The organism is Priestia sp. JNUCC 25, assembly GCF_053667915.1.
The window spans coordinates 3,453,739-3,477,254 of sequence record NZ_CM132211.1 but is presented as its reverse complement, the minus strand read 5'-3'; the positions used below and the strand labels follow the sequence as shown (position 1 = coordinate 3,477,254).

29 protein-coding genes are annotated in these 23,516 nt (G+C 36.8%); 23 read left to right on the top strand and 6 right to left on the bottom strand.

Annotated features, from left to right (window positions below):
• The first annotated feature begins 97 nt into the window (after positions 1-97).
• The 4 genes from JNUCC25_RS18160 to JNUCC25_RS18145 all read left to right on the top strand — a co-directional run bounded on the left by JNUCC25_RS18160 (position 98) and on the right by JNUCC25_RS18145 (position 2,729).
• On the top strand, positions 98-952 hold the full coding sequence (locus JNUCC25_RS18160) for an alpha/beta fold hydrolase (protein ID WP_225518853.1): 855 nt from the start codon (positions 98-100) through the stop codon (positions 950-952).
• 129 nt (positions 953-1,081) lie between these two features.
• Complete coding sequence (locus JNUCC25_RS18155; RefSeq protein ID WP_029323412.1) at positions 1,082-1,459, top strand: RidA family protein; 378 nt, start codon at positions 1,082-1,084, stop codon at positions 1,457-1,459.
• Positions 1,460-1,559: 100 nt separating this feature from the next.
• Positions 1,560-2,186 carry an MOSC domain-containing protein gene (locus JNUCC25_RS18150; protein ID WP_029323410.1) on the top strand — a complete coding sequence of 209 codons (627 nt, stop codon included), beginning with the start codon at positions 1,560-1,562 and terminating at the stop codon, positions 2,184-2,186.
• Between the two features lie 39 nt (positions 2,187-2,225).
• Positions 2,226-2,729, top strand: coding sequence for a DinB family protein (locus JNUCC25_RS18145; RefSeq protein WP_029323407.1), 504 nt, complete (start codon positions 2,226-2,228; stop codon positions 2,727-2,729).
• A gap of 568 nt (positions 2,730-3,297) precedes the next feature.
• Here the strand turns inward: JNUCC25_RS18145 and JNUCC25_RS18140 are convergent.
• Positions 3,298-3,477, bottom strand: a complete 180-nt coding sequence (locus JNUCC25_RS18140) for an MmyB family transcriptional regulator (protein ID WP_323744530.1) — start codon at positions 3,475-3,477, stop codon at positions 3,298-3,300.
• Positions 3,478-3,732: 255 nt separating this feature from the next.
• A complete protein-coding gene (locus JNUCC25_RS18135; protein ID WP_013058299.1) occupies positions 3,733-4,641 on the bottom strand; it encodes a DMT family transporter in 909 nt (302 codons plus the stop codon).
• A gap of 470 nt (positions 4,642-5,111) precedes the next feature.
• Between JNUCC25_RS18135 and JNUCC25_RS18130 the strand changes: the two genes are divergently transcribed.
• From JNUCC25_RS18130 to JNUCC25_RS18110, 5 genes are all read left to right on the top strand, one after another.
• Positions 5,112-5,705, top strand: coding sequence for a YdeI/OmpD-associated family protein (locus JNUCC25_RS18130; RefSeq protein WP_029323402.1), 594 nt, complete (start codon positions 5,112-5,114; stop codon positions 5,703-5,705).
• A gap of 142 nt (positions 5,706-5,847) precedes the next feature.
• Positions 5,848-6,219, top strand: coding sequence for an iron chaperone (locus JNUCC25_RS18125; RefSeq protein WP_029323400.1), 372 nt, complete (start codon positions 5,848-5,850; stop codon positions 6,217-6,219).
• Positions 6,220-6,259: 40 nt separating this feature from the next.
• Complete coding sequence (locus JNUCC25_RS18120) at positions 6,260-6,967, top strand: DNA alkylation repair protein (RefSeq protein WP_454222274.1); 708 nt, start codon at positions 6,260-6,262, stop codon at positions 6,965-6,967.
• Positions 6,968-7,129: 162 nt separating this feature from the next.
• Entirely contained in the window at positions 7,130-7,423 is a 294-nt protein-coding gene (locus tag JNUCC25_RS18115) for an RNA polymerase alpha subunit C-terminal domain-containing protein (protein WP_064471962.1), read from the top strand.
• A gap of 123 nt (positions 7,424-7,546) precedes the next feature.
• Positions 7,547-8,032: a tetratricopeptide repeat protein gene (locus tag JNUCC25_RS18110; protein WP_263032868.1), complete on the top strand. Its 486-nt coding sequence runs from the start codon at positions 7,547-7,549 to the stop codon at positions 8,030-8,032.
• Positions 8,033-8,297: 265 nt separating this feature from the next.
• Here JNUCC25_RS18110 and JNUCC25_RS18105 read toward each other — a convergent pair whose 3' ends face one another.
• On the bottom strand, positions 8,298-8,486 hold the full coding sequence (locus JNUCC25_RS18105) for a hypothetical protein (RefSeq protein ID WP_014458940.1): 189 nt from the start codon (positions 8,484-8,486) through the stop codon (positions 8,298-8,300).
• A gap of 511 nt (positions 8,487-8,997) precedes the next feature.
• Between JNUCC25_RS18105 and JNUCC25_RS18100 the strand changes: the two genes are divergently transcribed.
• Both JNUCC25_RS18100 and JNUCC25_RS18095 read left to right on the top strand, forming a co-directional pair.
• Positions 8,998-9,225, top strand: coding sequence for a hypothetical protein (locus tag JNUCC25_RS18100; RefSeq protein ID WP_098239078.1), 228 nt, complete (start codon positions 8,998-9,000; stop codon positions 9,223-9,225).
• Positions 9,226-9,461: 236 nt separating this feature from the next.
• Complete coding sequence (locus tag JNUCC25_RS18095; RefSeq protein ID WP_140456992.1) at positions 9,462-10,310, top strand: sialate O-acetylesterase; 849 nt, start codon at positions 9,462-9,464, stop codon at positions 10,308-10,310.
• A 367-nt stretch (positions 10,311-10,677) separates the two neighbouring features.
• On the opposite strand, the gene JNUCC25_RS18090 is transcribed toward JNUCC25_RS18095, so the two are convergent.
• On the bottom strand, positions 10,678-11,061 hold the full coding sequence (locus tag JNUCC25_RS18090) for a MerR family transcriptional regulator (protein ID WP_194757913.1): 384 nt from the start codon (positions 11,059-11,061) through the stop codon (positions 10,678-10,680).
• A 108-nt stretch (positions 11,062-11,169) separates the two neighbouring features.
• Here JNUCC25_RS18090 and JNUCC25_RS18085 point away from each other — a divergent pair, with 108 nt between their 5' ends.
• The gene (locus tag JNUCC25_RS18085; RefSeq protein WP_061859386.1) at positions 11,170-11,559 is read left to right on the top strand and encodes a carboxymuconolactone decarboxylase family protein; all 390 of its coding nucleotides are present in this window, start codon (positions 11,170-11,172) and stop codon (positions 11,557-11,559) included.
• Between the two features lie 265 nt (positions 11,560-11,824).
• Here JNUCC25_RS18085 and JNUCC25_RS18080 read toward each other — a convergent pair whose 3' ends face one another.
• Complete coding sequence (locus JNUCC25_RS18080) at positions 11,825-12,484, bottom strand: Crp/Fnr family transcriptional regulator (RefSeq protein ID WP_098547387.1); 660 nt, start codon at positions 12,482-12,484, stop codon at positions 11,825-11,827.
• 93 nt (positions 12,485-12,577) lie between these two features.
• Positions 12,578-13,210: a Crp/Fnr family transcriptional regulator gene (locus JNUCC25_RS18075; protein ID WP_013058284.1), complete on the bottom strand. Its 633-nt coding sequence runs from the start codon at positions 13,208-13,210 to the stop codon at positions 12,578-12,580.
• A 375-nt stretch (positions 13,211-13,585) separates the two neighbouring features.
• Here JNUCC25_RS18075 and JNUCC25_RS18070 point away from each other — a divergent pair, with 375 nt between their 5' ends.
• From JNUCC25_RS18070 to JNUCC25_RS18020, 11 genes are all read left to right on the top strand, one after another.
• Complete coding sequence (locus JNUCC25_RS18070; protein ID WP_029323385.1) at positions 13,586-15,064, top strand: 4-hydroxyphenylacetate 3-hydroxylase family protein; 1,479 nt, start codon at positions 13,586-13,588, stop codon at positions 15,062-15,064.
• Between the two features lie 87 nt (positions 15,065-15,151).
• Complete coding sequence (locus tag JNUCC25_RS18065; protein ID WP_013058282.1) at positions 15,152-15,697, top strand: FAD synthetase family protein; 546 nt, start codon at positions 15,152-15,154, stop codon at positions 15,695-15,697.
• Positions 15,698-15,752: 55 nt separating this feature from the next.
• Entirely contained in the window at positions 15,753-16,310 is a 558-nt protein-coding gene (locus tag JNUCC25_RS18060; protein WP_013058281.1) for an NADPH-dependent FMN reductase, read from the top strand.
• Positions 16,311-16,399: 89 nt separating this feature from the next.
• Entirely contained in the window at positions 16,400-16,948 is a 549-nt protein-coding gene (locus tag JNUCC25_RS18055) for a 3-hydroxyanthranilate 3,4-dioxygenase (protein ID WP_013058280.1), read from the top strand.
• Complete coding sequence (locus tag JNUCC25_RS18050) at positions 16,933-17,976, top strand: amidohydrolase family protein (RefSeq protein WP_035439084.1); 1,044 nt, start codon at positions 16,933-16,935, stop codon at positions 17,974-17,976. Before JNUCC25_RS18055 ends, JNUCC25_RS18050 begins: the two co-directional genes overlap by 16 nt.
• Positions 17,948-18,421: a RidA family protein gene (locus JNUCC25_RS18045; protein WP_028414762.1), complete on the top strand. Its 474-nt coding sequence runs from the start codon at positions 17,948-17,950 to the stop codon at positions 18,419-18,421. The genes JNUCC25_RS18050 and JNUCC25_RS18045 overlap by 29 nt, the downstream gene beginning before the upstream one ends.
• Complete coding sequence (locus JNUCC25_RS18040) at positions 18,418-19,887, top strand: aldehyde dehydrogenase (protein ID WP_454222268.1); 1,470 nt, start codon at positions 18,418-18,420, stop codon at positions 19,885-19,887. The genes JNUCC25_RS18045 and JNUCC25_RS18040 overlap by 4 nt, the downstream gene beginning before the upstream one ends.
• A 24-nt stretch (positions 19,888-19,911) precedes the next feature.
• The gene (locus tag JNUCC25_RS18035) at positions 19,912-20,691 is read left to right on the top strand and encodes a 2-keto-4-pentenoate hydratase (protein ID WP_140456988.1); all 780 of its coding nucleotides are present in this window, start codon (positions 19,912-19,914) and stop codon (positions 20,689-20,691) included.
• A gap of 23 nt (positions 20,692-20,714) precedes the next feature.
• Positions 20,715-21,632, top strand: coding sequence for an acetaldehyde dehydrogenase (acetylating) (locus tag JNUCC25_RS18030; RefSeq protein ID WP_029323373.1), 918 nt, complete (start codon positions 20,715-20,717; stop codon positions 21,630-21,632).
• On the top strand, positions 21,622-22,647 hold the full coding sequence (dmpG, locus tag JNUCC25_RS18025) for a 4-hydroxy-2-oxovalerate aldolase (RefSeq protein WP_013058274.1): 1,026 nt from the start codon (positions 21,622-21,624) through the stop codon (positions 22,645-22,647). The genes JNUCC25_RS18030 and dmpG overlap by 11 nt, the downstream gene beginning before the upstream one ends.
• A 2-nt stretch (positions 22,648-22,649) precedes the next feature.
• Positions 22,650-23,438 (top strand): 2-keto-4-pentenoate hydratase, encoded by a 789-nt coding sequence (locus tag JNUCC25_RS18020; protein WP_013058273.1) that lies wholly within the window; start codon positions 22,650-22,652, stop codon positions 23,436-23,438.
• Positions 23,439-23,516: the final 78 nt, after the last annotated feature.

The window sequence follows — 23,516 nt, the reverse complement described above, 5'->3', positions numbered from 1 at the left end:
GATAACTTTAGCTGAAAATAAAGTCTTTATTGATGATAGTTGTTTAGAAGAGGGTTTAGTCACTTTAACGTTTGGTAATTAGGAGAGGAGAGTTTGTATGGTAACATATCATACTTTAGAAGTGAAAGGTCTGAATATATTTTATAGGAAGGCTGGGTATCCAGATAAACCAACCATCTTATTGCTACATGGATTTCCATCTGCAAGCCACATGTTCCGAGATCTTATTCCGGTTCTAGAAAAAGATTATTATGTAATTGCCCCTGATTATCCTGGCTTTGGAAATACAACTTCGCCTGATCGAAAAGAATTCGACTATACATTTGATCATATTACTGAGGTAATTGAAGCTTTCGTTAATAAATTAGAACTTGATAAGTATGCTCTATACGTTTTTGATTATGGTGCTCCTATTGGTTTTCGTTTAGCTATGCATAACCCAGAGCGTGTAACAGCAATTATTAGCCAAAACGGAAACATTTATCGAGAAGGTTTGGGATCAAAATGGGCGACCAGAGAAGAATACTGGGAAAATCCCACGCCGGAAAAAAGACAAAGTTATCGAACGGCTTTTGCATCAGAAACCATTAAGCATCAGTATATCGATGGGACGCGGGAAAATACAGTTTCCCCAGATGGTTATACGCTTGACATTACCTATATGAAACGACCAGGAAATGATGAAAAACAGTTAGATTTAATATTTGATTATCAAACCAATGTAAAGATGTATCCTGAATTTCAACAATATCTCCGTAAGTATCAGCCGCCCTTATTAGCAGTATGGGGTAAAAATGATGTTTCCTTTATTCCAGAAGGGGCTAAAGCTTTCAAAAAAGATTTACCTGATGCAGAGGTCCACTTAGTAGACAGTGGCCACTTTGCTCTAGAAACACACGCAAATGAAATTGGAGAATTAATGTTAGATTTTTTAAAACGTAATCATATTTAAATAGAAAAAAACGATGAATCTCTCTAAACGCTACATCGTAATTTATAAAAATACGGAACATAGAGGTTTATAATTTATTTATAAATCCCTATATTACAATAAGGTAAATATCTAAAGGAGGTATTTTATATGACAAGAAAATGTATTAATGCTGATGGCGCTGTTGCTGTTGGGCCGTACTCTCATGCAGTTGAAGCAGGGGAGTTCCTATTTTTATCCGGGCAAACTCCTATCGATCCACAGACTCAAAAGCTCTCGGAGGGTAATATTGTAGAACAAACAAAACAATGTTTTGAAAATCTTTTTAAAGTATTGGAAGCATCAGGTCTAACCTCTGAAAATGTGGAAAAGGTAAATGTTTTTTTAACCAATATGAATGATTTTGCAGCAATGAACGAAGTTTATGCAACACAGTTTTCTGCTCCTTATCCTGCTCGTACAACTATAGGTGTAGCCTCTCTCCCTCTAGGCGCACAAATTGAAATAGAAATGATAGCTAGAAGGTAATACCTAACGGTGAATATTATGTAACTAAATATCTCTCATCAACAGATAAGCTACAGGCTAGTGTACAAGTAAACACTGAAGGTGAGGTCATTACAAATTGATGCCTAGAATTATTAATTTAGCTATTGGAACGCCAAAGGAATATAACTGGAACCACGAAGCTAAGCTATCTGGAATAGGAAAGACTTCTACCAAGGTTGCTGAGTTAAAAAAGGTAGGGTTCGTGGGAGACGACGTTGGAAATAAAGAAAAGCATGGAGGCGTTGATAGGGCGGTATGTTTATATCCATTTGAACACTATTCTTATTGGGAAAAAATCTTACGAAAGAAAATGGTTTTACCAGCCTTTGGAGAAAATATTACAGCAATGGGCATGACTGAAAAACAAGTTTGTATAGGCGATGTATATCAAATAGGAGATGCAATTGTGCAAGTGACGCAAGGAAGGGTACCTTGTGATACAATATCGAAATATAATGAGGAAAAACACCTTTTAAAGAAAGTCGTTGAAACCTCTCTAACAGGTTACTTTTTTCGAGTATTGGAAGAAGGAGCTATTAAAAACAATTCAGAAATAAACGTTATTGATAGGCATCCTAGAAGAATATCAGTGGCTTTTGCTACAAAAATTCTTTTTCATCAACACCAAGATAAAGAATCAATCGAAAAGATACTGAGAGTTGATGATTTATCAGAGGAATGGAGAAATAGATTTTTAAAACTCTAATGATGTTTTTTTATTATATATCTAAGAGGTGTGATTGTTATGGAAAAGTTAGAGTATGAATGGGTAAAACAAACAAGACAGATTTTACTAGATCAGTGTAAAGAATTAAATGAAGATGACTTTACGAAAGAGTTTGAATTTGGGTTTCAAAGTATTAGAGACTCTTTAGTTCATGTGGCAGGTTGCTATCATGCTTGGCTAGGTTCTTTTGTTCTTTCAGAAACTTCATCACCACTACTTACAAAAGAAGTCCTTAACACTATGCAGGTAGACGATATTAAACGTTATTTTGAACAAGCTGATAGATACGTAGAAAAAGTATTCGAGCAATTCACAGATAAATTTGATGAATTTATCGAAAAAGAGCTTGCTTGGAGAGCAAACAGTGGTCTTATAAGAAAAACACCCCGTCAATTGCTTGTCCATTCAATTACTCACGAATCACATCATAAAGGACAAATTGTAGCTATGTTACGTCTACTTGGGCATACGCCTAAAAATACGGACATATTAGGGCTATCTGCAAAAGAACTTACCAAATAATAAATTAAAAAATCTTGCCTAAAAGAGCACATTTTTATAACAATGTATGTGCTCTTTGTTATGTATATCATATGCATCGCTAGTTTACATAAAGTCTCTTTCTGGTAGACATCACAAAAAATAACCCTTGCGGCAGTAGGGTTCAGCTAAGGATTCTCTTTCTGGAGTAGGCAGCTTTTTATACCATCCTCCATATAATAACGATTTGTCTTGAGGGGATTAGGGGACAAGTGCATAAAAAGAGGAACTTTTATACAATTGCTAAATGGTTCAAGTATTTGAATAATATTTTATGTAAACTAGCAATGTATATGGTATACAGTCCAAAAACAGAAAAAACTCCCCCAGAGCGTTAAGGGAGTTTTCCTGCTACATTTATTTATCCAAAGGGTTGAAACCTTATCAGTTTCTTGAGTAGTTTGCTCAAGACGAAAGCATAGTATGTATTTTTTATTATAAAGATGCCTAGAATTTATCTTATGTCAACTCAAAAATAAAAAGCCTATGTACTCATCAGCAGTACGTAGGCTTCTAGTAATTAACACTATGAATATATACAGTAATACTATTACCTCAGTAACTGTTCCATCTTTTCTTCTGTTTCGTTTTCCTGGCGAGGCTGATAAATGGTTACTTTTAATTCAGGTGCATCATACACTTGGAGCGTAATATGGTCCATAATCATTTTTCCTGCCACAGGGTGAATAATGGTCTTTTTTCCACACGGCGTACCTAAAACTTCATGTATAAATTCAGCGTTTTTGTTTGACGTTGTGTTGTATGGGATAACTAGCAGTGAATTTTAAAATTATTTTCTGCCTTGAAATAAAAAAGGCAGCCAAATAGAGGGCTGCCTTTTAAACAAAATTGAACAACTAGAAGTACGTTTTATTGTTACATATGATGAATTTCATTTGAAATATATCATATTTTGTAGTCCTTCAGTTTCTTAATTCCTTTCTCGTAGATAACTTTAAAGACTCACATTATAAAATCTACTTACTTAATTTTGTTTATTGCTAACAAGAGTGACATGCGGAGTTTTACCTTTTGATTTCCTAGATGAAAGATAAACGCCAGTAAAGATAATAAGTAGTCCAATGACTACGTTTGGAGTAATTGTCTCTCCCAGTAGTAAATAACCCCATACCATGGCCGAGGCAGGGATCAGGTAAGTAACCGTTGCTGCTAATTCAGGGCCACCATTTTTATTGATATAAAAGTAGATTAACTGACCCAATCCTGAGCCAAAACAGCCGAGACCCACAATTGCAAGAATCGGAAGTGGATGAATCAACAAATCTAATTTGAATGGTTCGGTAATCAGCATCCCAATTAAACCAATGATAGCACCTGTTAGTAAGGTGAAAGTTGTTATAGTTAGTACGCTCACCTCAGACAGAAACCGTTTTGTTAACTGCCCAGCAAGCCCATAGCAGATACAAGCAACAAGCATTGTTCCAATCCCAACAAACCCTTTCCCGAAAATCTGACCAAATTGAAAATTCATAAGGACGAGTATCCCGAAAAAACCGATAAGAATACCGATCCACTGACGTCCGGTAAGTCGATAAGAAAAAAGAATAAATCCGATAAGACCTGTCCAGATCGGAGTGGTCGCATTCAGAATAGAGGCAGTTGTACTGTTTATCTCAGTTTCGCTTAAGGAAATTAATCCCCACGCCAAACCACAGTTAAATATACCAACAACAATCAATGCCTTCCAGGGTAGTTTCTCTTTAACTTTTCTACGCTTCCACCATAGAAACGGGAGCAAGATGATAGCACCTGCTAGACAACGAAAAAATACAATTCCCCATATTCCAGCTGAGGGAAGCAGCCACTTCATAAATACAAAAGATAAACCCCAAATTAAACTAAGCCCAATTAAGGCTCCATACAATCGAAACATAATACACCTCCTTACTTCACTTATTATGGCAAATTTTGTTGATTATTTCATTCCGAAATTTTGCTTTGGAGAACATTTTCTCATAGTTTTTTATTTTCATTATTTCAATATCTTTCTTTAGGTATATAAAGTATTTCTTTTTTAATAATAAATTCGACGCTATTCATAGGAATAATTCGGAAAGCTTTAGAGTTTTTATTGAAAAAAGAACGTTTGTTCTTGTATAATATAGAGAACGAATGTTCTTTTTTGAAAGATTCTTTCGATCGATTATGAGTAGCTACCAAATAGATTCATTATATGTATCGACATGCAGGCAGTCCTTGCTTTGTTTTTTTCTATATTAAATGCAAACGTTGAAGAAGGGCATTTCCTACATTTGAAGAATAGTAACACCATTAAATGAATTGAAGGTTGACTGTATCATTGCTAGAGCGACAGATTAAAAAATTGAATAGGAGTGTTCCTTGATGACAAATAGTAAAATGAATCCTAAGGTTGATGAATTTTTAACTAAAGCTAAAAAGTGGAAAGAAGAATATGAGACGTTGAGAAAGATTGTTCTTGACTGTGAGTTGACCGAAGATTTTAAATGGGTGAACCCTTGTTACACGTTTGAGAAAAAAAACGTTGTTTTAATGCATGGATTTAAAGAATATTGTGCACTGCTGTTTCCTAAAGGTTCTCTGTTACAAGATTCTCATGGTATTCTAATCCAACAAACGGAGAATGTACAAGGGGCGCGACAAATTCGGTTTGCCAATGTGCAAGAAATAGTTGAAAAGGAAGCCATCTTAAAAGCTTATATTTATGAGGCCATTGAGGTGGAAAAAGCCGGATTGAAAGTCAAAGCTAAAAAGCCTGAAGAACTCATTATTCCTGAAGAGCTACAACACAAATTTGATGAAATACCTGCTTTAAAAACGGCTTTTACTACATTGACTCCAGGACGGCAAAGAGCATATATTCTTCATTTTTCTGCGGCCAAACAATCTAAGACTCGAGAATCAAGGGTTGAAAAATGCATTCCGAACATTCTTAATGGAAAAGGATTAAATGATTAGTACATTTTATTTAAAACATGGCTAAGATAAATTGTTAATGTATTTGAGTTAAAAATGAAATAAGGCTAAGTGAACTGACTGATGTTCTATTTGTATAAAAGTAGAGTAGATTAAAAAAATTTTTATTTGAGGAGAAAATGCTATGGAAGTTTTTGCAGAATATTTAGCGCGTATAGATAGCCCTGACCACCGTGACCGAACAGAGGAGGTTTTGGCTTGGATTGCTAATACTTTCCCAAATTTGGAACCACAAATTAAATGGAATACGCCAATGTTTACCGATCATGGAACATTCATCGTCGGCTTTGCCTCAGCGAAACATCATTTGAGCGTTTCACCTGAAGAAACAGGCATTGCGCACTTTAATCATGACATTGCTCAGGCTGGATACAGCGCTACCAAAGGCCTGTTTCGAATTTTATGGACTGAGCCAGTAAACTATGAATTACTTAAAAACATAATCGAGTTTAATATTTTAGATAAGAAAGACTGTGCAACTTTTTGGCGGAAATAAAAAGCAGATTATGAACGGAGAAGAAGGAGGATACAGAACGGTGGACTTTGAAATGGTTATGAAAGAACTTGAAGCGCTTGGTACGGAACGAATTAAAAAGACTTACATAAACAATGGTGCACGCGATCCGCTTTTTGGAGTGGCAACAGGAAAAATGAAGCCGATTGCAAAGAAAATCAAGAAAAATCAGGCTTTGGCTGAGCAGCTTTACGCTTCTGGCAATTACGATGCTATGTATTTTGCTGGTATCATTGCAGACCCAACAGAGATGACTGCGGAGGATTTTGAGCGTTGGATTAATAAAGCGTATTTTTACATGCTATCCGATTATGTAGTTTCAGTAACTTTGTCAGAAACCGATTTTGCGCAAGTTGTTGCTGATAGATGGGTGGCAAGCGATGAAGAACTTAAAATGTCGGCAGGTTGGAGTTGTTACTGCTGGCTTTTGGGTAATCGTCCTGACGATGAATTTAGCACAAGCAAGATTGCAGATATGCTTAATCAAGTGGAAAACACGATTCACGATTCTCCAGATCGAACGAAATCGGCTATGAATAATTTTATCTATACAGTCGGTATTTCATATTTGCCACTTCATGAGAAGGCGCTTGAAACTGCAAAGGCAGTAGGTCCAGTCGAAGTTAAGAAGGATAAGAAAAAAAGTAGTATTCTTCTTGCTTCCGAAAACATTCAAAAGGATATAGATAGAGGACGGCTTGGTTTCAAACGCAAACATGTAAGGTGTTAGCATGATGTGTAATGGAGCTACACTATCTGAAACGAGACTAACAAGCATTTAATAATAATTAGTTTACTATACGTAGGATGTTTTGTTCCTTCATAAACCATCCGTTGAAGAAGTGGCAGGGGATAAAAGCTAAAAAAATCTTGGGAAAAGGAGAGATTAAAGATGAACATCCAAAAGGAAAATCTAAGAATCTGTCATAAAGGACACAAATATTATAAAAGCAGCAACTGTCCGACCTGCCCAACCTGTGAGCAAGAAAGCAAACCTGACAATGGATTTCTCTCCATGCTATCAGCACCAGCAAGACGAGCATTGGAAAGCAACGGGATAACTTCTTTGCAGCAGTTATCAAAATTTAGTGAAAAAGAGATATTACAATTTCACGGTATGGGGCCGGCTTCTTTACCTAAACTTAGAACAGCTTTGCAGGCCAATGGGTTAGCCTTTAAAAATTAAACATTAAGGATAGTTAAAGCAAGAATTAGATCTGGATAAAGTGTACGAATACGCTGAATTTCCGGATATGGAAGGATGTTAAGAGATAAATAGTGGGAAAAAGAAGGATTGGAGATTTAAGTAATGAATAAAAAACTAGGTAAAGCGTTAGCGTTACGAAAGAATGGAAATCACAAAGAATCTAACGAATTGCTAAGTGAATTAGTTAAGGAATTTCCAGACGATGCTTTATATAACTATCAATGTGCTTGGAGCTTTGACATATTAGGAGAAGAAGAAAAGGCGGTGCCCTTTTACGAAAATGCCATAAAGATAGGATTACCTTCTAAGGATATGGAAGGTGCAGTATTGGGATTGGGCAGCACATATAGAGCCTTGGGGGAATATGAAAAGTCAAAAGAGACATTTTTGAAAGGCATGGAATTATTCCCAGATAATCATGTAATTAAAGTGTTTTATTCCATGACCTTATACAATTTAAAAGAACATAGTCAAGCGATGGAACTGTTACTGAAATGCTTAATAAATACGACAAATGACAATGAAATACTAAGTTATAAAAGAGCCTTAAATTTCTATTCAGATAAACTGGATCAGACTTGGAAGTAGCTTATAAAATTCACTGAAGATAAGTTCTTTTCCTGAAACGAGGAGAGGACTTTTTTTGTAACAATACTGGCAGGCTTCCTGCGATAAAATGACTTTTTAAAATTATAGATTGTGAAGAAATACATTTAAACTATAGGGGACGTTTGTTGAATAAGAGAGTCCTTACATATTATATATGTCTAATATGTAAGGAGCCCTATATGAATTACATTTGAAATAGGAGATCTTTGCTTTGGATCTTGTGCTTCTTTCTTTGTTGAAGCACTTATGTTTGAACCACTCTATCCTTACTAAACTCTTCTTCAATTAGCTTATCCATTAGAAAATGATAAAAAACGTGGTAATTCGTTTTAGTTAGTTTGTCCAGTTCCTGGTGAGTGATGATATTATGTTGGATTAGTAAACCTATAGCAGCTGATATACAATTTACTTTTAAATCTTCTTCCCCTAACATATAAATCACCTTCCCTTATTTACTAAGTAACCCATTCTATATAATAGGCATACTTAAGACACGGACTTATATAAGCTCTTTTCTCAAATTATTGCTCTCGTGCTTATAGAAAATGATAATAAAATGTTCTCAACGCTTTTTGATGCATACTGTTATCTTTATATACTTCGCTTTCTTTTCCTGCAAAAAAACAAAATGATTTAAATTTTCCCTTATTTTGGAATGTTGCATTTGTTTTTAACAGTTAGAGAAGCTTTTGAGCGCTCAGTATGTATCTGAATGTCAACATCAAGAGCTTATGAAAGCCATCCAAGGAAAGTGAATAATGGAATTTATTTTAATTAGTTTCTATTATTTAGCTTATGTAAATGCGAAATAAATGTGGTTTTCCTGTAAGTGAAAAAGGAAATTTCAACTATATCATAAACTTCCCTGTAGGTAATTATTAGATTATATAGGGAAATTTACATCTCAATAAAATACTGTTATTACAAGTTAGTGAGGTAGAAGTATGAAAGAAACCAATAGTAAGAATTTAAAATCTGAAATTATAAAAAAGCACGAGATATTATTTGCAAAGAGATTGGAACTTGAGAGTGAAGCAAGCCGTTTGATGTTAGAAATTAATTTATTAGACGCACGGAATACTCTTGATAAAGTAAGTCAGTTAAACCAAAAGATAGATGATATAACCTCTGAAATGGATTATTTGAAACAAGCCCTTGAAGCCATCGATTAAGCTATATATCAAAGTGTAACTAATTCTATAAGTATAACCACGAGCAAATTAGAAAAAAGTGATCCACATGGAAGAGAAAGAACAGTAAGAAATAAATCTTACTAAAGTGTATGAATACGCTGAATCTCCAGATAAAATCTTATCAAGACCTAAATCATAAATAGTCTAATTAAACTATAGTGATAAACCTACTTAGTCTAATTAGACTATTGTAAACAAAGAAAGAAGGCGTTTCTATGAAATCTGTATTGTTAATTGGACAATCAAATATGGCAGGCAGAGGATTTATTGAGGATGTACCGCCGATTTATAATGAGCATATACATATGTTGAGAAACGGTAGATGGCAAACGATGGCAGAACCACTTAATTTTGATCGTCACATATCTGGTGTTGGGCCGGCAGCCTCTTTTGCTCAAGCTTGGACAGAGGATCATCGGGGCGAGTCCATTGGGGTCATACCATGTGCCGAGGGAGGAAGCTCAATTGATGAGTGGACAATTGACGGACTATTAACCAGACACGCGATTTCTGAAGCAAAATTCGCAATGGAAACAAGTGAGTTAGTGGGAATTCTGTGGCATCAAGGAGAAAGCGACAGTTACGGAGAACGTTATAAGACGTATGAAGATAAATTGCTTTCATTATTTAAACATTTGAGAGAAGAATTGAATGCACCAGATATCCCGATTATTATCGGTGAGTTGGGACATTACCTTGGAGACGTCGGATTTGGAAAAAGCGCTGTAGAATATAAACAAATAAACCAGATATTATCTAAAGTTGCCCATACTGAAAAAAATTGTTATTTTGTAACATCAAAAGGCTTAACATCAAATCCGGATGGCATTCATATTGATGCCGTTTCCCAAAGAAAGTTTGGATTAAGATACTATGAGGCTTTTTCAAAACAAAAGCATGTGTTAGATGTTTTAGACGTTGAGCATGAATGGGTTGAAAAGGAAGCAAAGCGTGAACTAACTAAAAATGAACGTATATTTGTTGAAAGTATGAAGTTTGCTTTGGGACAATTAAGTTTTGAGGAGTTTTCTATTAATATCTCTACTATTAATGAAAGTAAGTAAAACAGAATTAATCCCATTTTATGAGGAGAGATCAATTGATTCCACTTTTAATCTTAGGTTTGTTAAAAGGAAAACCCGGTTCATATGGATATGAACTTTTGGCAATTATGAATGAGTGGAGTTAGTATAGATTTGTTAATTATTAAAACTAAAAAAGGAGAATCCTTTAAACAGGAACTCCAAAAAGCCGGTATTCAAGACACGCAAATTTTTCAAATGCAACTAGTGGAGAAGTTGCAGACAGAGTGTTAGGTGGGAATATTTCAAATCTGCTACATATATAAATTCAGCGTTTTTTGTTTAATGTTATATTAGGTGCTATAAGAAAGACCTTGAAAGGTGTGTTTCAAGGTCTTTTTTATAGTTATTAAGATTGTTGGTTTTCCACTGTCTCTAATTTTTTATAGTGCGCAATTTTTTCTTCAATTCTATGCGCATTTAACTCTAGTTCCTCTATCTTGCCTAAGACATCATTATAATGTTCCTCTAACAGTTCCTTTCTTGCCGTAATAGTAGACTCTCCTTTCTGTCGCAAATCAGAAAACTGCTTCATTTTAAGCATAGGCATTCCTGTAACACGTAAACGAATTAAAAACTGAATCCAAGCTAGATCAAGATCTGTATATTGCCGATATCCGGTTTGGGCTCTTTGCACATTTTTTATTAATCCAATTTTTTCGTAATAACGCAAAGTATGTGTAGAAAGACCGGTCATACTTGCTACTTGTTGAATACTGAATAAATTTTCCATATTAATTATTATAACATGAGAAATAAAATGCTTGCTTTAGAGCGCGCTCTAAAGCGTAATATCTAACTTGTAAATAAAATAACTCAGTTGTAAGGAGAGATTCAGTTGATGAATGAACGTTACGAAAATGGTTGGAAAACGTTAATGGAGGTAGATGGAGAGGGTGGAAAACGAGTAATTGAATCATTAAAAGACATTGCTCCAGACCTTGGGAAATATGTCATTGAATTTGCCTTTGGAGATATTTATACAAGAGAAGGACTTAACCTGCAGCAAAAACAACTGGTTACGATAAGCTCACTCACGACACAAGGAGGGTGTGAACCACAATTAAATGTTCATATTAATGCTGCGCTTAATGTAGGTCTCACACCGCATGAAATAGTAGAAGCCATTACTCACTGTATTCCATACACTGGCTTTCCTAGAGTGTTAAATGCTATTTTTATTGCTAAACAAGTTTTTACAGAAAGAGAATTAACCGTAACTTTGAAATAAAGGTATATGTATATATGGCAAGGCGATTTTAATTGAACTTTTAAACAGAGGTACGTCTTGATTAGGATAAACCACAATAAATCGTAGTAGTACTCCGAAAAACACGATTTGTGATATAAGGTTAACCTTAGAATAAATAGACTCCTTTTTTAGTGAAAGAAGCTACCTAAAGGTAACTTCTTTTTTATTAAATTATATTTTCACATTCCCTGTATTTTCCTCCATACCTTCTATGTGCGAAGCAGTATCACAAGTGTATTTATAATCACATTAATGGCAGCATTAGCATATCTAAATCTCCTATATTTTTGCTGTTTTGATCTCTTATTTCTTTAAGTTTACTGATGTTTTTAATATAGATATTTTGATTAGACAGCTCAATCCATTTTTCTTTACTCCATTTTTGAATAATTTTATTCACGGTAATGCGGGAAGTCCCAACGTAGCGGGCAAAGGATGTTTGATTAAAGGGAAATTCCTCATTTTCTTTTACGAGCTTTAATAAATAATGAGCCATCTGTTGTTCAACGGGGAGATTAAGAAACGTAATAATTTCTGCTAGCAGTCTAAACTTATAGAGAAGAGAATTTGTAAAGAGAATGACTGCTTTCGGTTCCTCCTCGTATATTTTTAACATTGCTTCATTAGTAAAATAATATAAAACGGATGGAGTTGTGGTTACAGCAGTTGTTAAATAAGGCTCTTTATTAATACCGTTTTCCCCTAATAACATGCCTTCAGGTACATAGTTAACCGTACGTTCTGCTCCTTTCTCAGTTAAGAGAGTAATCTTTACACTGCCTTTATCTAAATAATAAAATCCTTTACCAACTTCTCCTTGATAATAGATCGTGGTGTTTTCTTCTAATTTTATCATCTGTCCATACTTTAAAAAGGGACGCCATATGTATCGAAGGTTTACCATTCAATCACCTTTCTATAAAAGTGTATTTTAAACGTATAGAAACATTTCATACATGAAGCATTATTCTTTACTTTAATAACGTGACCAAAGCGTTTATGAATGAAAGAGATAATTTTTTAACAGATCCGGGTTCTTAATTAAAAATCTTTTATTTTTACTATCTATTAGTTTTTTTTCTTTCCATTTTTTTAACGTTTTATAAACCGTAATCCTTGTTAAACCGGTACACGTTGCTAAGTCCTTTTGTGTTAAAGGAATTTCATAGTTTTTAAAGTCATGATAGATGTTTAAGAGCACAGCGGCGATTTGCTGTTCGGTAGTTAATGTATGTAAATTAATTTGTTCAGCTAGGATATGCATTTTTTGAATAATACTCTTTGTAATAAGGTTTAGTATGGGCGGGTGGAGAGTTATAAGTGTTTTGAAATCGTCATAACTAAAATAATATAGTACGGAATCTTTTACTGTAGTAGCAGTAGTAAAATGAGCTTGTTGGTCCATTGCTTGAACTCCCAATAATTGACCTGGCAATACAATGTTTAACACGCGTTCTTTCCCTAATGGGGTAGAGGTATGGACTTTAATTAATCCACTGTCCAGGTAATAAAATCCTTCTCCTATGTCTCCTTGTTCATATACCACATTTTTTTGTTTCATATATTGCCTTTTTCCGTACATTAAGTAGTTTTTGAAATTATTTTCGTGATTGAAGAGAATAGCCATCATACTCACTCCTTAACCAAAATATAAGATACGCCTAAAAAATTGAAAAGACAATTGTAAGATCAAGTAACACACTATAGGGTAGGGCATTTTATTTACTTTGCTATAAAAACAAAAATAAGTAAGCGCTTACAACAATGTGCGCTTTATTTCTTCTCTTTTTTAATAAGCCAATATTTTTATAAAAACGTTACGCTTTCTACAATATCTTAAAGCGAAAAATGCGTAAATGCAATAATATAAATTTCTTATTTGAGCTACTCCGTCTATTCCAAAAATAAAAAACTCCAAAAAAATGTTAACGAGACTACACCCCTGAAAAAAATCAAATAATATAATTCAATTAATTACTATTAAACCTTAAGGGGATGAACAAATATGGGGATTCGTACAGGTGCTCAATATATTGATGCATTAAAATCACGCCAGCCAGAAATTTGGTTAGGGGGCAGAAAAATTACAAATGTATTTGAAGAAAAGGTGTTTCAACAGCCTATTTTAGAAATTGCGAAGTTGTACGATATGCAGCATGACCCGGCTTACCAAGAGAAAATCACTCATATTTGCGAAGAAACAGGAGAGAGAATATCAAATGCCTTCTTAATTCCTAAAAGTTACGAAGATTTAGTAGCTCGCCGAGAAGTGTTTGAAGCATTTGCAAAAGCTACCTTTGGACTGATGGGAAGAACACCGGATTTCTTAAATGTTGTAGTCACTTCTTTATTTCATAATGCTAGTTTTCTAGATTATTACAATGAACAGTGGGGCAAAAATATAAGAGATTATTACCGTTATATTCGTGATAATGACTTGTTTTTAACTCATGCTATTATCAACCCGCAGAACGACCGAAGCAAAGCCTCACATGAACAACAAGATCTCTTCACTCATTTAGGTGCTGTAAAAGAAACACCAGATGGACTTGTTGTAAAAGGAGCTAAAATGCTAGCTACACTTTCACCTATTACCGATGAAGTTATTGTTTATTCGTTCCCAGGATTTAAACCTGGAGATGAACGTTATGCACTTGCTTTTGCGCTGCCAATCGATACACCGGGACTTCGAATTCTTTGCCGAGAAGCTATGCAAGACGGAACAAGATCAGTGTTTGATCATCCACTAGCCTCTCGATTTGAAGAGATGGATGCGGTATTGATTTTTAATGATGTGCTGATTCCTTGGAACCGAGTGTTTTTATATAACAATATTGAAGCTGCAAATCTTCTTTATCCTAAAACAGGAATCGCCCAGCAACCGGCACATCAATCTGGCGTAAGAGGATTAGTTAAACTCCAATTTGCAACGGAAGTAGCTTGTAAAGTAGCGGATGCAATCGGTGTAGATGGATATCTAAACGTTCAAGAGAGCTTAGGAGAATTGGTACAGTCAGTAGAATCTATTAGAGCTTTGCTTCGAACATCAGAGTATGAGTATACGATTAATGAAAAAGGAGAAGCTCTTCCAAATGAAACGGCTTTAGAAACAATTCGTGGATTGCTTCCTAAAATGTACCCTCGTGCTATTGAAGTTATGCAAACAATTGGTGCAGGCGGTTTGCTTATGTCTCCTACAGGAGCGGATTTTGAAAATCTTGAATTAAGAGAGGATTTAAATCGTTATTATGGAGGCCGAGAAGGAGTACCTGCTATAGACCGTGTTCAATTATTTAAATTAGCGTGGGATCTATGTGGAGAAGCATTTGGCCAAAGGTTACTTCAATACGAGCGATACTATACAGGAGATCCAATCCGTAAAAGAGCTATTTTCTACAATAGTTATAAGCGCAGCCATTCATTTGCCATGGTGGATGCTGCTTTAAATACAGAAGCCAAAAAGAAAGAAGTAACAAATAGCTGATACCCATAATCCTTTTATATAAAAATAAACTTTGTTAATAGATACAGAGCCTAGGTTGATTACGTTCTTAATAAGGGAGGTGTAAAGATGCAAAGGTATGAGGATGGAATACTAACTTTACCAGCATCAGTAATAGCTATAGGTGCATTTGATGGCGTGCATCAAGGACATCAAGCAGTAATTAAGCGAGCTGTAAATCGAAGCAAAGCGTTAAAGGTACCTAGCGTTGTTTATACATTTGATCCTCCTCCTCGCTTTCATTTTCAAAGTGATCAAGTGTTAACGCCTATTGACCAAAAGGTACATCTGATAGCTGAGTTAGGAGTAGACTACGCAGTTATTATCCATTTTGATGAGTTATACGCTAAGCGCCCATCAATTGATTTTATCAGCAACTTAAAAAAGCTTAATCCATCGGAGATCATAGTAGGCAACGATTTTCGTTTCGGCCGAAATAGAGAAGGAGATATCAAGCTGCTGGCAAAGCACTTCCTAGTAGATATCATCCCGCCTGTCTGTTGTTCAGAAGGAACAAGAATCTCTTCTACTAGAATTCGTCAGTTACTCCAGCAAGGTGCAATTGACCAATCAAATGATTTATTAGGCTGGTCTTTACAAAAGGAATATGTATAAAAAAATGAGTGTTTGAAGATAAGTATGAGACTTCTTTAGAAGGAGGAAAGTGAAAATGAAATTACTAGGCATATCAGGCACGATTATAGGTTCTAAAACAGGTGCTGTTGTTCAACAAGTGCTTGAAGAAGCTAAATTGCAGCATCCAGACATCGAAATTGAATTTTTAGATTTACGAGATTACACTATCCAATTTTGTGATGGCCGCGATCCCTCTGCTTATTCAGAAGATACTAAAAAAGTCATTGAAATTATTTCTAGCGCTGATTTTTATATAATTGGTTCACCTATCTTCCAAGGGTCAATCACCGGTGCTCTTAAGAATGTATTTGATTTAATACATCCCCAGGTTTTTCGAAATAAAGTAATGGGGTTCATCGCCACAGGCGGGACTTATCAGCATTATTTAGTGATTGAAAATCAGTTAAAGCCTATTGCGGGTTACTTTCGTGCTTTTGTGGCACCGAGTTATGTATACGCTCATACGACTCACTTTAATCAAAAGAATGAGGTAGCAGATCCGGAAGTATTAGATCGCATTAAGAATTTAGCAAATGAAGTGGTCTACATGCAGAAAAAATTAAAAGTAAGCGAGCTGGAAATCCTGAATTAATCACATTTTAAGATTTTAGTATTTTCAAGTGCAATCAAAATAACTTTTATTTTTTGAAAATTAAAATTTATTAAAAGGAGATTATCTCAATGACAAATACTATTCAATCATCTAAACCATTAAATCTTTGGAAGTTTATCGAAGAGCATAAAGACCAGTTAAAACCACCTGTAAACAATAAAGTGGTATGGAAAGACTCAGAATTGATGTTTATGGTTTTGGGGGGACCCAATAAACGCCGTGACTTCCACGTAGATCCTTCTGAAGAGATCTTTTATCAATTAAAAGGTGATTGCTATGTTGAAATCATTAATGAAGAAGGCAAGCGCGAAGTTGTAACGGTGAAAGAAGGAGAAGTGTATTTACTTCCTCCAAACGTTCCGCATTCTCCACATCGTGTAGCAGACACAATCGGTATCGTTATCGAGCGAAACAGAAGTGAAGGGGAGTTAGAAGACTTTGTATGGTTCTGTGATGAATGTGATGCGGAGATGCATCGTGTGAAAGTTCAGCTAACCAATATTGAAGTTCAAGTAAAAGAAGCCATTCAGGAGTTCAACAGCAGCTTAGAATTACGCACATGTAAAAAGTGTAATCATGTCATGGCACCGGAAGCGAGTGAATGGAAATGCGAATAGATTTTCATACACATATCATTCCGGAAAGTTTCCCTGATTTTGCTCAAAAATATGGCGGTGAGCGCTGGCCTGTGCTAGAACGCACATGCACATGCGGCGCATCAATTATGGTTGGAGGGAAAAATTTCAGAGACGTAACGGACCAAGTATGGAGCCCTGAAAAACGTATAGCTGACATGGATAAAGAAGGAGTAGATATTCAAGTGTTATCTCCTATCCCTGTTACGTTCTCTTATTGGGCTCAGCCCGAACATGCATTAGAAATGGCTAAAATCCAAAATGATTTTATTGCAGAAACAGTTGCTAAATACCCTGACCGCTTTGTTGGGTTAGGGACGGTTCCTATGCAAGACGGACCTACGGCTGTTAAAGAAATGGAACGGTGCATGAATGAATTAAAACTGCATGGAATTGAAATTGGGACAAACGTCAATGGTCAAAATTTAGACCATCCGTCTTTCATTGAGTTTTTTCAAATGGCTGAAAGGTGGGAAGTGCCCATTTTTATTCACCCGTGGGAAACGTTAGGCCGCGATCGAATGCCAAACCATAACTTTATGTATACCGTAGGAATGCCAAGTGAAACAGCACTAGCGGCTGCAACACTTCTATGGAGCGGCATTATGGAGAAATTCCCTAAATTAAAAGTCTGTTTTGCACATGGAGGAGGATCTTTCCCTTATATTCTTCCTAGATTAGATAAAGGGTGGGAAGTGTGGCCGCACCTCAGGCTGACAACACATCCTCCTAGTTACTATGCAAAGCAATTTTATTTTGATTCGTTAAACTACGATCCACTGAACATAAAGTATATGATTGAACGTTTTGGACATGAAAAAATCTTTATGGGATCGGATTATCCATTTTTACTGCGTGAAGTTGTTCCGGGAAAAGTTCTGGATGAAACGCTGGATATAACGGAACAACAAAGATTAGATATGTTAGGTGGAAATGCCGCGAAGTTTTTAAACATTGGGCAAGAGAAAAGGAGTGACATTTATGCCAACAGTACAAACACCAGAGAATAGATTACAAGAACTTGGCTTAACGCTGTCAAAGGTTCGTCCTTCAGTAGGAAACTACGTCAGCTGTGTACGAACAGGTAATTTATTGTTTACGGCTGGCCAAGGTGTAGATCAATATCACGGCAAGTTAGGCAAGGATTTAACAATTGAAGAGGGATATAAGGCCGCTCAGCAATCCATGCTGAATGTATTGAGTGCGGTAAGTTATGAGTTAGACGGGTTAAGCAAAGTGAAGCGTGTCGTTAAAATTCTTGGTTTTGTAAATAGTACAGAGGACTTTACGGACCAGCCTAAAGTAATGGATGGCGCTTCAGACTTACTCGTAAAAGTATTTGGGGATAAAGGGAAACACGGCCGTTCAGCTGTAGGGATGGCCCAGCTCCCCAATAACACAGCTGTAGAAATTGAAATGATTTTAGAGATTGAGGATGAGGAGGATATCCGATGAGTAAAGAGGCAGTTATTGAAAAAATGACGGTAAAAGACGCAAAGCTTTTTATTAATGGAGAATACGTAGATGCCCTATCCGGTCAAACCTTTGATACCTTTAATCCAGCAACGAATGAGAAATTAGCTTCTGTAGCTAATGGCGGCACAGAAGATGCAAAGCGCGCTATCGACGCAGCTCAACTTGCATTTGAAAGCGGTATTTGGAGCAAGATGCCTGTTGAAGAGCGCTCTGCCATCCTTTGTAAAATGGCTGACTTAATTATGGAGAAAGTAGATGAACTAGCTTATTTAGAAACGCTAGATGTAGGCAAACCTATTAAAGAAAGTCGAGAGTTTGATATTCCACGAGCAGCTCAAAACTTCCGCTTTTTTGCTGAGATGGCTAAATATATGGTGCATGAGCATTACGAAAAGCATAATGTAATGTCCTATGCCAAGTATTCACCAGCGGGAGTTACAAGCCTCATTATCCCTTGGAATCTACCTTTTATGCAGATGACATGGAAAGCTTCCGCTGCTTTGGCATCCGGTAATACAGTGGTTATTAAGCCTGCTTCTTATACACCGTTAAGTGCAGTGATGCTTGGAGAAATCGCTAACGAGGCTGGATTGCCTCCTGGTGTGTTGAATATTATTACGGGTCCGGGGAATACGGTAGGAACTACTATGTCTACTCACCCGTCCGTTCGGCGTATTTCATTTGTAGGGGAAAGTAATACAGGAAAAGCGGTCATGCGAAATGCAGCGGAAAACCTGATTCCTGTTTCGCTGGAGCTTGGAGGCAAATCAGCCAATATTGTATTTGAAGATGCGGATTTGGATGAAGCAGTAAAAGGATCTATCGAAGCAATCTATCGAAATCAAGGAGAGATATGCTTAGCAGGTTCTCGTTTACTTGTACAAGAAAGCATTTATAAGCAGTTTCTTGAAAAGTTCACAGCGGAGGTAAGAAAGATTAAAGTAGGCGATCCTCTGAGTGAAGAGACAAACATGGGAGCACTTGTATCACAAAGTCACTTAGAAACGGTCGATGAATATGTTCGAATTGGTTTGGCGGAAGGAGCTAAGCTGGCATGCGGAGGAAAAAGAGTAGAAGGTTTAGAAACAGGAAATTTTTATGAGCCGACTGTTCTTTACGACGTAGATAACAAAATGCGTGTAGCTCAAGAAGAAATTTTTGGTCCTGTACTTGTTGTCATTCCGTTTAAAACAGAAGAGGAAGCAATTCAAATTGCCAATGATTCTATTTATGGATTAGCAGGGGTTGTCTGGACAAATGATTTACGAAGAGCACAACGCGTTGCTTCTCAAGTTACTGCTGGATTACTTTGGGTCAACTGCTGGTATATTCGTGATTTAAGAACGCCATTTGGTGGAGCAAAAGCAAGTGGAATTGGTCGTGAAGGCGGCCGGCACAGCTTTGAATTTTATACCGAAGCCAAAACAATTACGATGAAACTTTAACTCTATAAAAGAGGTGATTAACGGATGCGTACACTTATTAGTGAGCTTGCAGAAGAACTTTTAGAAGCAGAAAAGACGAATCAGCCAATTTCTCCTATTACAGAACGACATGCTGCTTTATCAGTAGCTGATTCTTACCATATTCAATTAGAGATTGTAAAAAGAAAGCTGGAAGAAGGAAAAAAAATTATTGGTAAAAAAGTTGGTCTAACCAGTAAAGCAATGCAAGATATGTTAGGAGTTAGTGAGCCTGATTATGGACACTTATTTGATGATATGAAAGTAACGGATAATGAAATAATCAACATTCATTCAATGGTGGCTCCAAAAATTGAAGCGGAAATTGGATTTATTCTAGAAGAAGATTTAAAAGGGCCAAACGTTAGCTATTTAGATGTCTTAATGGCAACAAAATACGTGGTGCCGACCATCGAAGTCATTGATAGTCGTATTGCCGATTGGAAAATCAAATTAGTGGATACGGTTGCAGACAATGGCTCTTCTGCCAAAGTAGTGGTAGGGAATAAATATTCCCCAATTGAACAAGCCGATTTACGTACGACTAGTATGCTTCTCTATAAAAACAAAGAGCTCGTCGCAACAGGAGCTGGAGCAGCTGCCCTTGGACATCCGGCACATGCGGTTGCATGGCTGGCAAATAAGCTATCTGATTTCGATATTTGTTTAAAAGCCGGCGAATTAATCTTACCAGGGGCTCTATCTGCAGCAGTACCAGTTGCGAGCGGGGATGTAGTAAAAGCAGAATTCGGTTCTCTTGGTTCAGTATCCGTACGTTTTGAATAATACCGGAAAGAAGGTGAAGAGTAGTGGAAAAAGTAAAAGCCGCAATTATTGGCTCAGGAAATATTGGAACAGATTTGATGTATAAGCTTCAGCGCAGTGAATTTATCGAGTTAACAGCTGTACTTGGAATTGATCCGGATTCAGATGGTCTAAAAAGAGCGAGAGAAGCAGGATATCAAACATACAGCAATGGAATAAAAGCCCTTGCTGAAAATCAAGACCTAGCAGAAATTGTGTTTGATGCTACATCGGCTAAGGCTCACGTTAGACATGCAAAGATTTTAAAAGACTTAGGAAAAATGGTTATCGACTTAACTCCTGCTGCTAAAGGACCTTTTGTGTGTCCTCCTGTTAATCTTGGAGAAAATCTTGAATCGGAAAACGTAAACATGATTACATGCGGCGGTCAAGCAACGATTCCTATCATTTATGCAATCAACCAAGTTGCAGATGTAACATATGGAGAAATTGTGGCTACTATTTCTAGCCTAAGCGCTGGACCAGGAACACGAGCAAATATTGATGAGTTTACTGTTACCACAAGAAAAGCTATTGAAAAGGTAGGCGGTGCAGACTGCGGAAAAGCTATTATTCTCTTAAATCCGGCTGATCCACCTATCTTAATGCGCGATACAATTTATTGTAAAGTGAAAAATGTGAATAAAGAAGCTATTCAAAAGGCTATCAAGGATATGGTCAAAAAAGTACAAGAATATGTACCAGGCTATAATTTAAAGCAAGAACCATTATTTGATAGTGATCAAGTAACAGTCTTTTTAGAGGTAACTGGAGCTGGAGATTATTTTCCTTCTTATGCCGGTAACTTAGATATTATGACGGCTGCTGCAGCGAAGGTTGCGGAAGATTATGCGCGCTATAAACTCGAAGAGAGCTTATATGGAGGAATAAAGAAAGAGAGGGCTATAACGAATGAAACGTAACAGTGATCAGCCTATTAAGATTACAGAGGTCAGCCTCCGAGATGGAAGTCACGTAGTCAAACATCAGTTTACAGAAGCCCAAGTAAAAAGTGTCACGAAAGCGCTGGACGATGCAGGAATGCACTATATCGAGGTTAGTCATGGAGACGGGTTAGGAGGCTCGACTCTGCAATACGGAAAGTCTCTCGTTGACGAAATGAAATTAATTGAGGCTGCGGTAGAAGAAGCGAAACAAGCCACCGTTGCTGTTCTTTTAATTCCGGGAATTGGAACGGTACATGAGCTGAAGCAAGCAAATAGCCTTGGGGCAGGCTTAGTCCGAGTAGCTACACATGTGACGGAAGCAGATGTTTCTGCACAGCACATTGAATATGCTCGGAAACTAGGGATGGAAACTTTCGGTTTTCTGATGATGGCCCATTCAGCACCCGTAGAAAAGCTTGTGGAGCAAGCAAAGCTAATGGAAAGCTATGGGGCACAAGGAGTTTACATAACTGATTCAGCAGGAGCTCTTTTGCCTCATGAAGTTCGTGAACGTGTTAGAGCACTGCGTAACTCTCTTCAAGTTGAAGTAGGTTTTCACGCTCATAACAACCTTTCGTTAGCTGTTGCAAATACGCTTGCTGCTATTGAAGAAGGCGCCACGAGAATAGACGGAAGTGTTCGTTGTTTAGGAGCCGGAGCAGGTAACACTCAAACTGAAGCATTGATAGCCGTGTTAAACCGTTTAGGAATAGATGTAGGTATTGATTTATATAAAATAATGGATCTGGCTGAAGAAGTAGTAGGACCTATCCTGCCAGGCTCTCAAGAGATTCGAAAAGGCAGCCTCGCAATGGGTTATGCAGGCGTGTATTCTAGTTTCTTACTTCATGCAGAGCGTGCTGCAAAGCGTTTTAATTTGGATTCACGTGATATTTTACTTGAACTTGGTAAAAGAAAAGCAGTCGGCGGTCAAGAAGATATGATTCTAGACGTGGCTGCTGAGTTAGCTCAAAGAAAGGTGGAAATGTGAAAATGCCTTTAACGAAAAGCGCAAATTTAGAAATCGTTGACTATCTTTTATCTGCAGAAAGAGAAGGGTATGAAGTAACAAAAGTGACGGAACGCTACCCTGATTTGACAATTGATGACGCTTACAGCTTGCAAAAACAATTGATTGAACGAAAAGTACAAGACGGTGTAAAACGAGTAGGTGTAAAGCTTGGTTTAACAAGTAAGGCTAAGCAGGAAATGATGGGGGTACATGAAGCGATTTATGGATACTTAACAAGCGACATGTTGGGACTTGAATGGGAACCTATAGTATTTAATCAGCTGATTCACCCAAAAGCTGAGCCTGAAATTGCTTTTTTAATGGGGGAAGACCTCTGTGGAACCAACTTAACTGAAGAAGATGTTTTAAAAGCAGTAAAATATGTTGCACCAGCTCTTGAAATTATCGACAGCCGTTACTTGGATTTTAAATTTACTCTTCCTGATGTAGTAGCTGATAACTGTTCGTCTTCACGTTTTATTGTAGGGAGCAATTGGATAAAGCCTGACCAAGTGAATCTAGCTAATATCGGAATGGTGATGTCTAAAAACGGAGAGGTTGCTACGGTAGGCGCGGGTGCTGCCGTGCTAGGACACCCTGCTAAAGCTGTCGCCTGGGCGGTTAATAAACTAGGTGAACATAAAGAAGGGTTGAAAAAAGGGGATATCGTATTAACTGGAGCGGTATCTGAAGCAATTTCTTTTAGATCAGGTGATAGTATCCATGCACAGTTCGCTGATTTAGGCAGCGTATCATTCAGCTGCAGCTAACTAGAATTTTTTAATAATTATTTCATCTGAACATAAAGGCCCTTTGTTGTATAGAAAACTTTAAGGGAAGTCGATAGT

Excerpts from the sequence above, each read along its gene's own strand:
- JNUCC25_RS18070 (WP_029323385.1), top strand. The coding sequence starts at position 13,586 with ATGGGGATTCGTACAGGTGCTCAATATATTGATGCATTAAAATCACGC.
- JNUCC25_RS18065 (WP_013058282.1), top strand. The coding sequence starts at position 15,152 with ATGCAAAGGTATGAGGATGGAATACTAACTTTACCAGCATCAGTAATA.
- JNUCC25_RS18090 (WP_194757913.1), bottom strand. The coding sequence starts at position 11,061 with ATGGAAAATTTATTCAGTATTCAACAAGTAGCAAGTATGACCGGTCTT.
- JNUCC25_RS18105 (WP_014458940.1), bottom strand. The coding sequence starts at position 8,486 with ATGTTAGGGGAAGAAGATTTAAAAGTAAATTGTATATCAGCTGCTATA.
- JNUCC25_RS18150 (WP_029323410.1), top strand. The coding sequence starts at position 1,560 with ATGCCTAGAATTATTAATTTAGCTATTGGAACGCCAAAGGAATATAAC.
- JNUCC25_RS18095 (WP_140456992.1), top strand. The coding sequence starts at position 9,462 with ATGAAATCTGTATTGTTAATTGGACAATCAAATATGGCAGGCAGAGGA.
- JNUCC25_RS18080 (WP_098547387.1), bottom strand. The coding sequence starts at position 12,484 with ATGGTAAACCTTCGATACATATGGCGTCCCTTTTTAAAGTATGGACAG.
- JNUCC25_RS18040 (WP_454222268.1), top strand. The coding sequence starts at position 18,418 with ATGAGTAAAGAGGCAGTTATTGAAAAAATGACGGTAAAAGACGCAAAG.
- JNUCC25_RS18130 (WP_029323402.1), top strand. The coding sequence starts at position 5,112 with ATGACAAATAGTAAAATGAATCCTAAGGTTGATGAATTTTTAACTAAA.
- JNUCC25_RS18115 (WP_064471962.1), top strand. The coding sequence starts at position 7,130 with ATGAACATCCAAAAGGAAAATCTAAGAATCTGTCATAAAGGACACAAA.
- dmpG (WP_013058274.1), top strand. The coding sequence starts at position 21,622 with ATGAAACGTAACAGTGATCAGCCTATTAAGATTACAGAGGTCAGCCTC.
- JNUCC25_RS18060 (WP_013058281.1), top strand. The coding sequence starts at position 15,753 with ATGAAATTACTAGGCATATCAGGCACGATTATAGGTTCTAAAACAGGT.
- JNUCC25_RS18035 (WP_140456988.1), top strand. The coding sequence starts at position 19,912 with ATGCGTACACTTATTAGTGAGCTTGCAGAAGAACTTTTAGAAGCAGAA.
- JNUCC25_RS18075 (WP_013058284.1), bottom strand. The coding sequence starts at position 13,210 with ATGATGGCTATTCTCTTCAATCACGAAAATAATTTCAAAAACTACTTA.
- JNUCC25_RS18050 (WP_035439084.1), top strand. The coding sequence starts at position 16,933 with ATGGAAATGCGAATAGATTTTCATACACATATCATTCCGGAAAGTTTC.
- JNUCC25_RS18020 (WP_013058273.1), top strand. The coding sequence starts at position 22,650 with ATGCCTTTAACGAAAAGCGCAAATTTAGAAATCGTTGACTATCTTTTA.
- JNUCC25_RS18145 (WP_029323407.1), top strand. The coding sequence starts at position 2,226 with ATGGAAAAGTTAGAGTATGAATGGGTAAAACAAACAAGACAGATTTTA.
- JNUCC25_RS18110 (WP_263032868.1), top strand. The coding sequence starts at position 7,547 with ATGAATAAAAAACTAGGTAAAGCGTTAGCGTTACGAAAGAATGGAAAT.
- JNUCC25_RS18045 (WP_028414762.1), top strand. The coding sequence starts at position 17,948 with ATGCCAACAGTACAAACACCAGAGAATAGATTACAAGAACTTGGCTTA.
- JNUCC25_RS18155 (WP_029323412.1), top strand. The coding sequence starts at position 1,082 with ATGACAAGAAAATGTATTAATGCTGATGGCGCTGTTGCTGTTGGGCCG.
- JNUCC25_RS18055 (WP_013058280.1), top strand. The coding sequence starts at position 16,400 with ATGACAAATACTATTCAATCATCTAAACCATTAAATCTTTGGAAGTTT.
- JNUCC25_RS18135 (WP_013058299.1), bottom strand. The coding sequence starts at position 4,641 with ATGTTTCGATTGTATGGAGCCTTAATTGGGCTTAGTTTAATTTGGGGT.
- JNUCC25_RS18085 (WP_061859386.1), top strand. The coding sequence starts at position 11,170 with ATGAATGAACGTTACGAAAATGGTTGGAAAACGTTAATGGAGGTAGAT.
- JNUCC25_RS18100 (WP_098239078.1), top strand. The coding sequence starts at position 8,998 with ATGAAAGAAACCAATAGTAAGAATTTAAAATCTGAAATTATAAAAAAG.
- JNUCC25_RS18160 (WP_225518853.1), top strand. The coding sequence starts at position 98 with ATGGTAACATATCATACTTTAGAAGTGAAAGGTCTGAATATATTTTAT.
- JNUCC25_RS18125 (WP_029323400.1), top strand. The coding sequence starts at position 5,848 with ATGGAAGTTTTTGCAGAATATTTAGCGCGTATAGATAGCCCTGACCAC.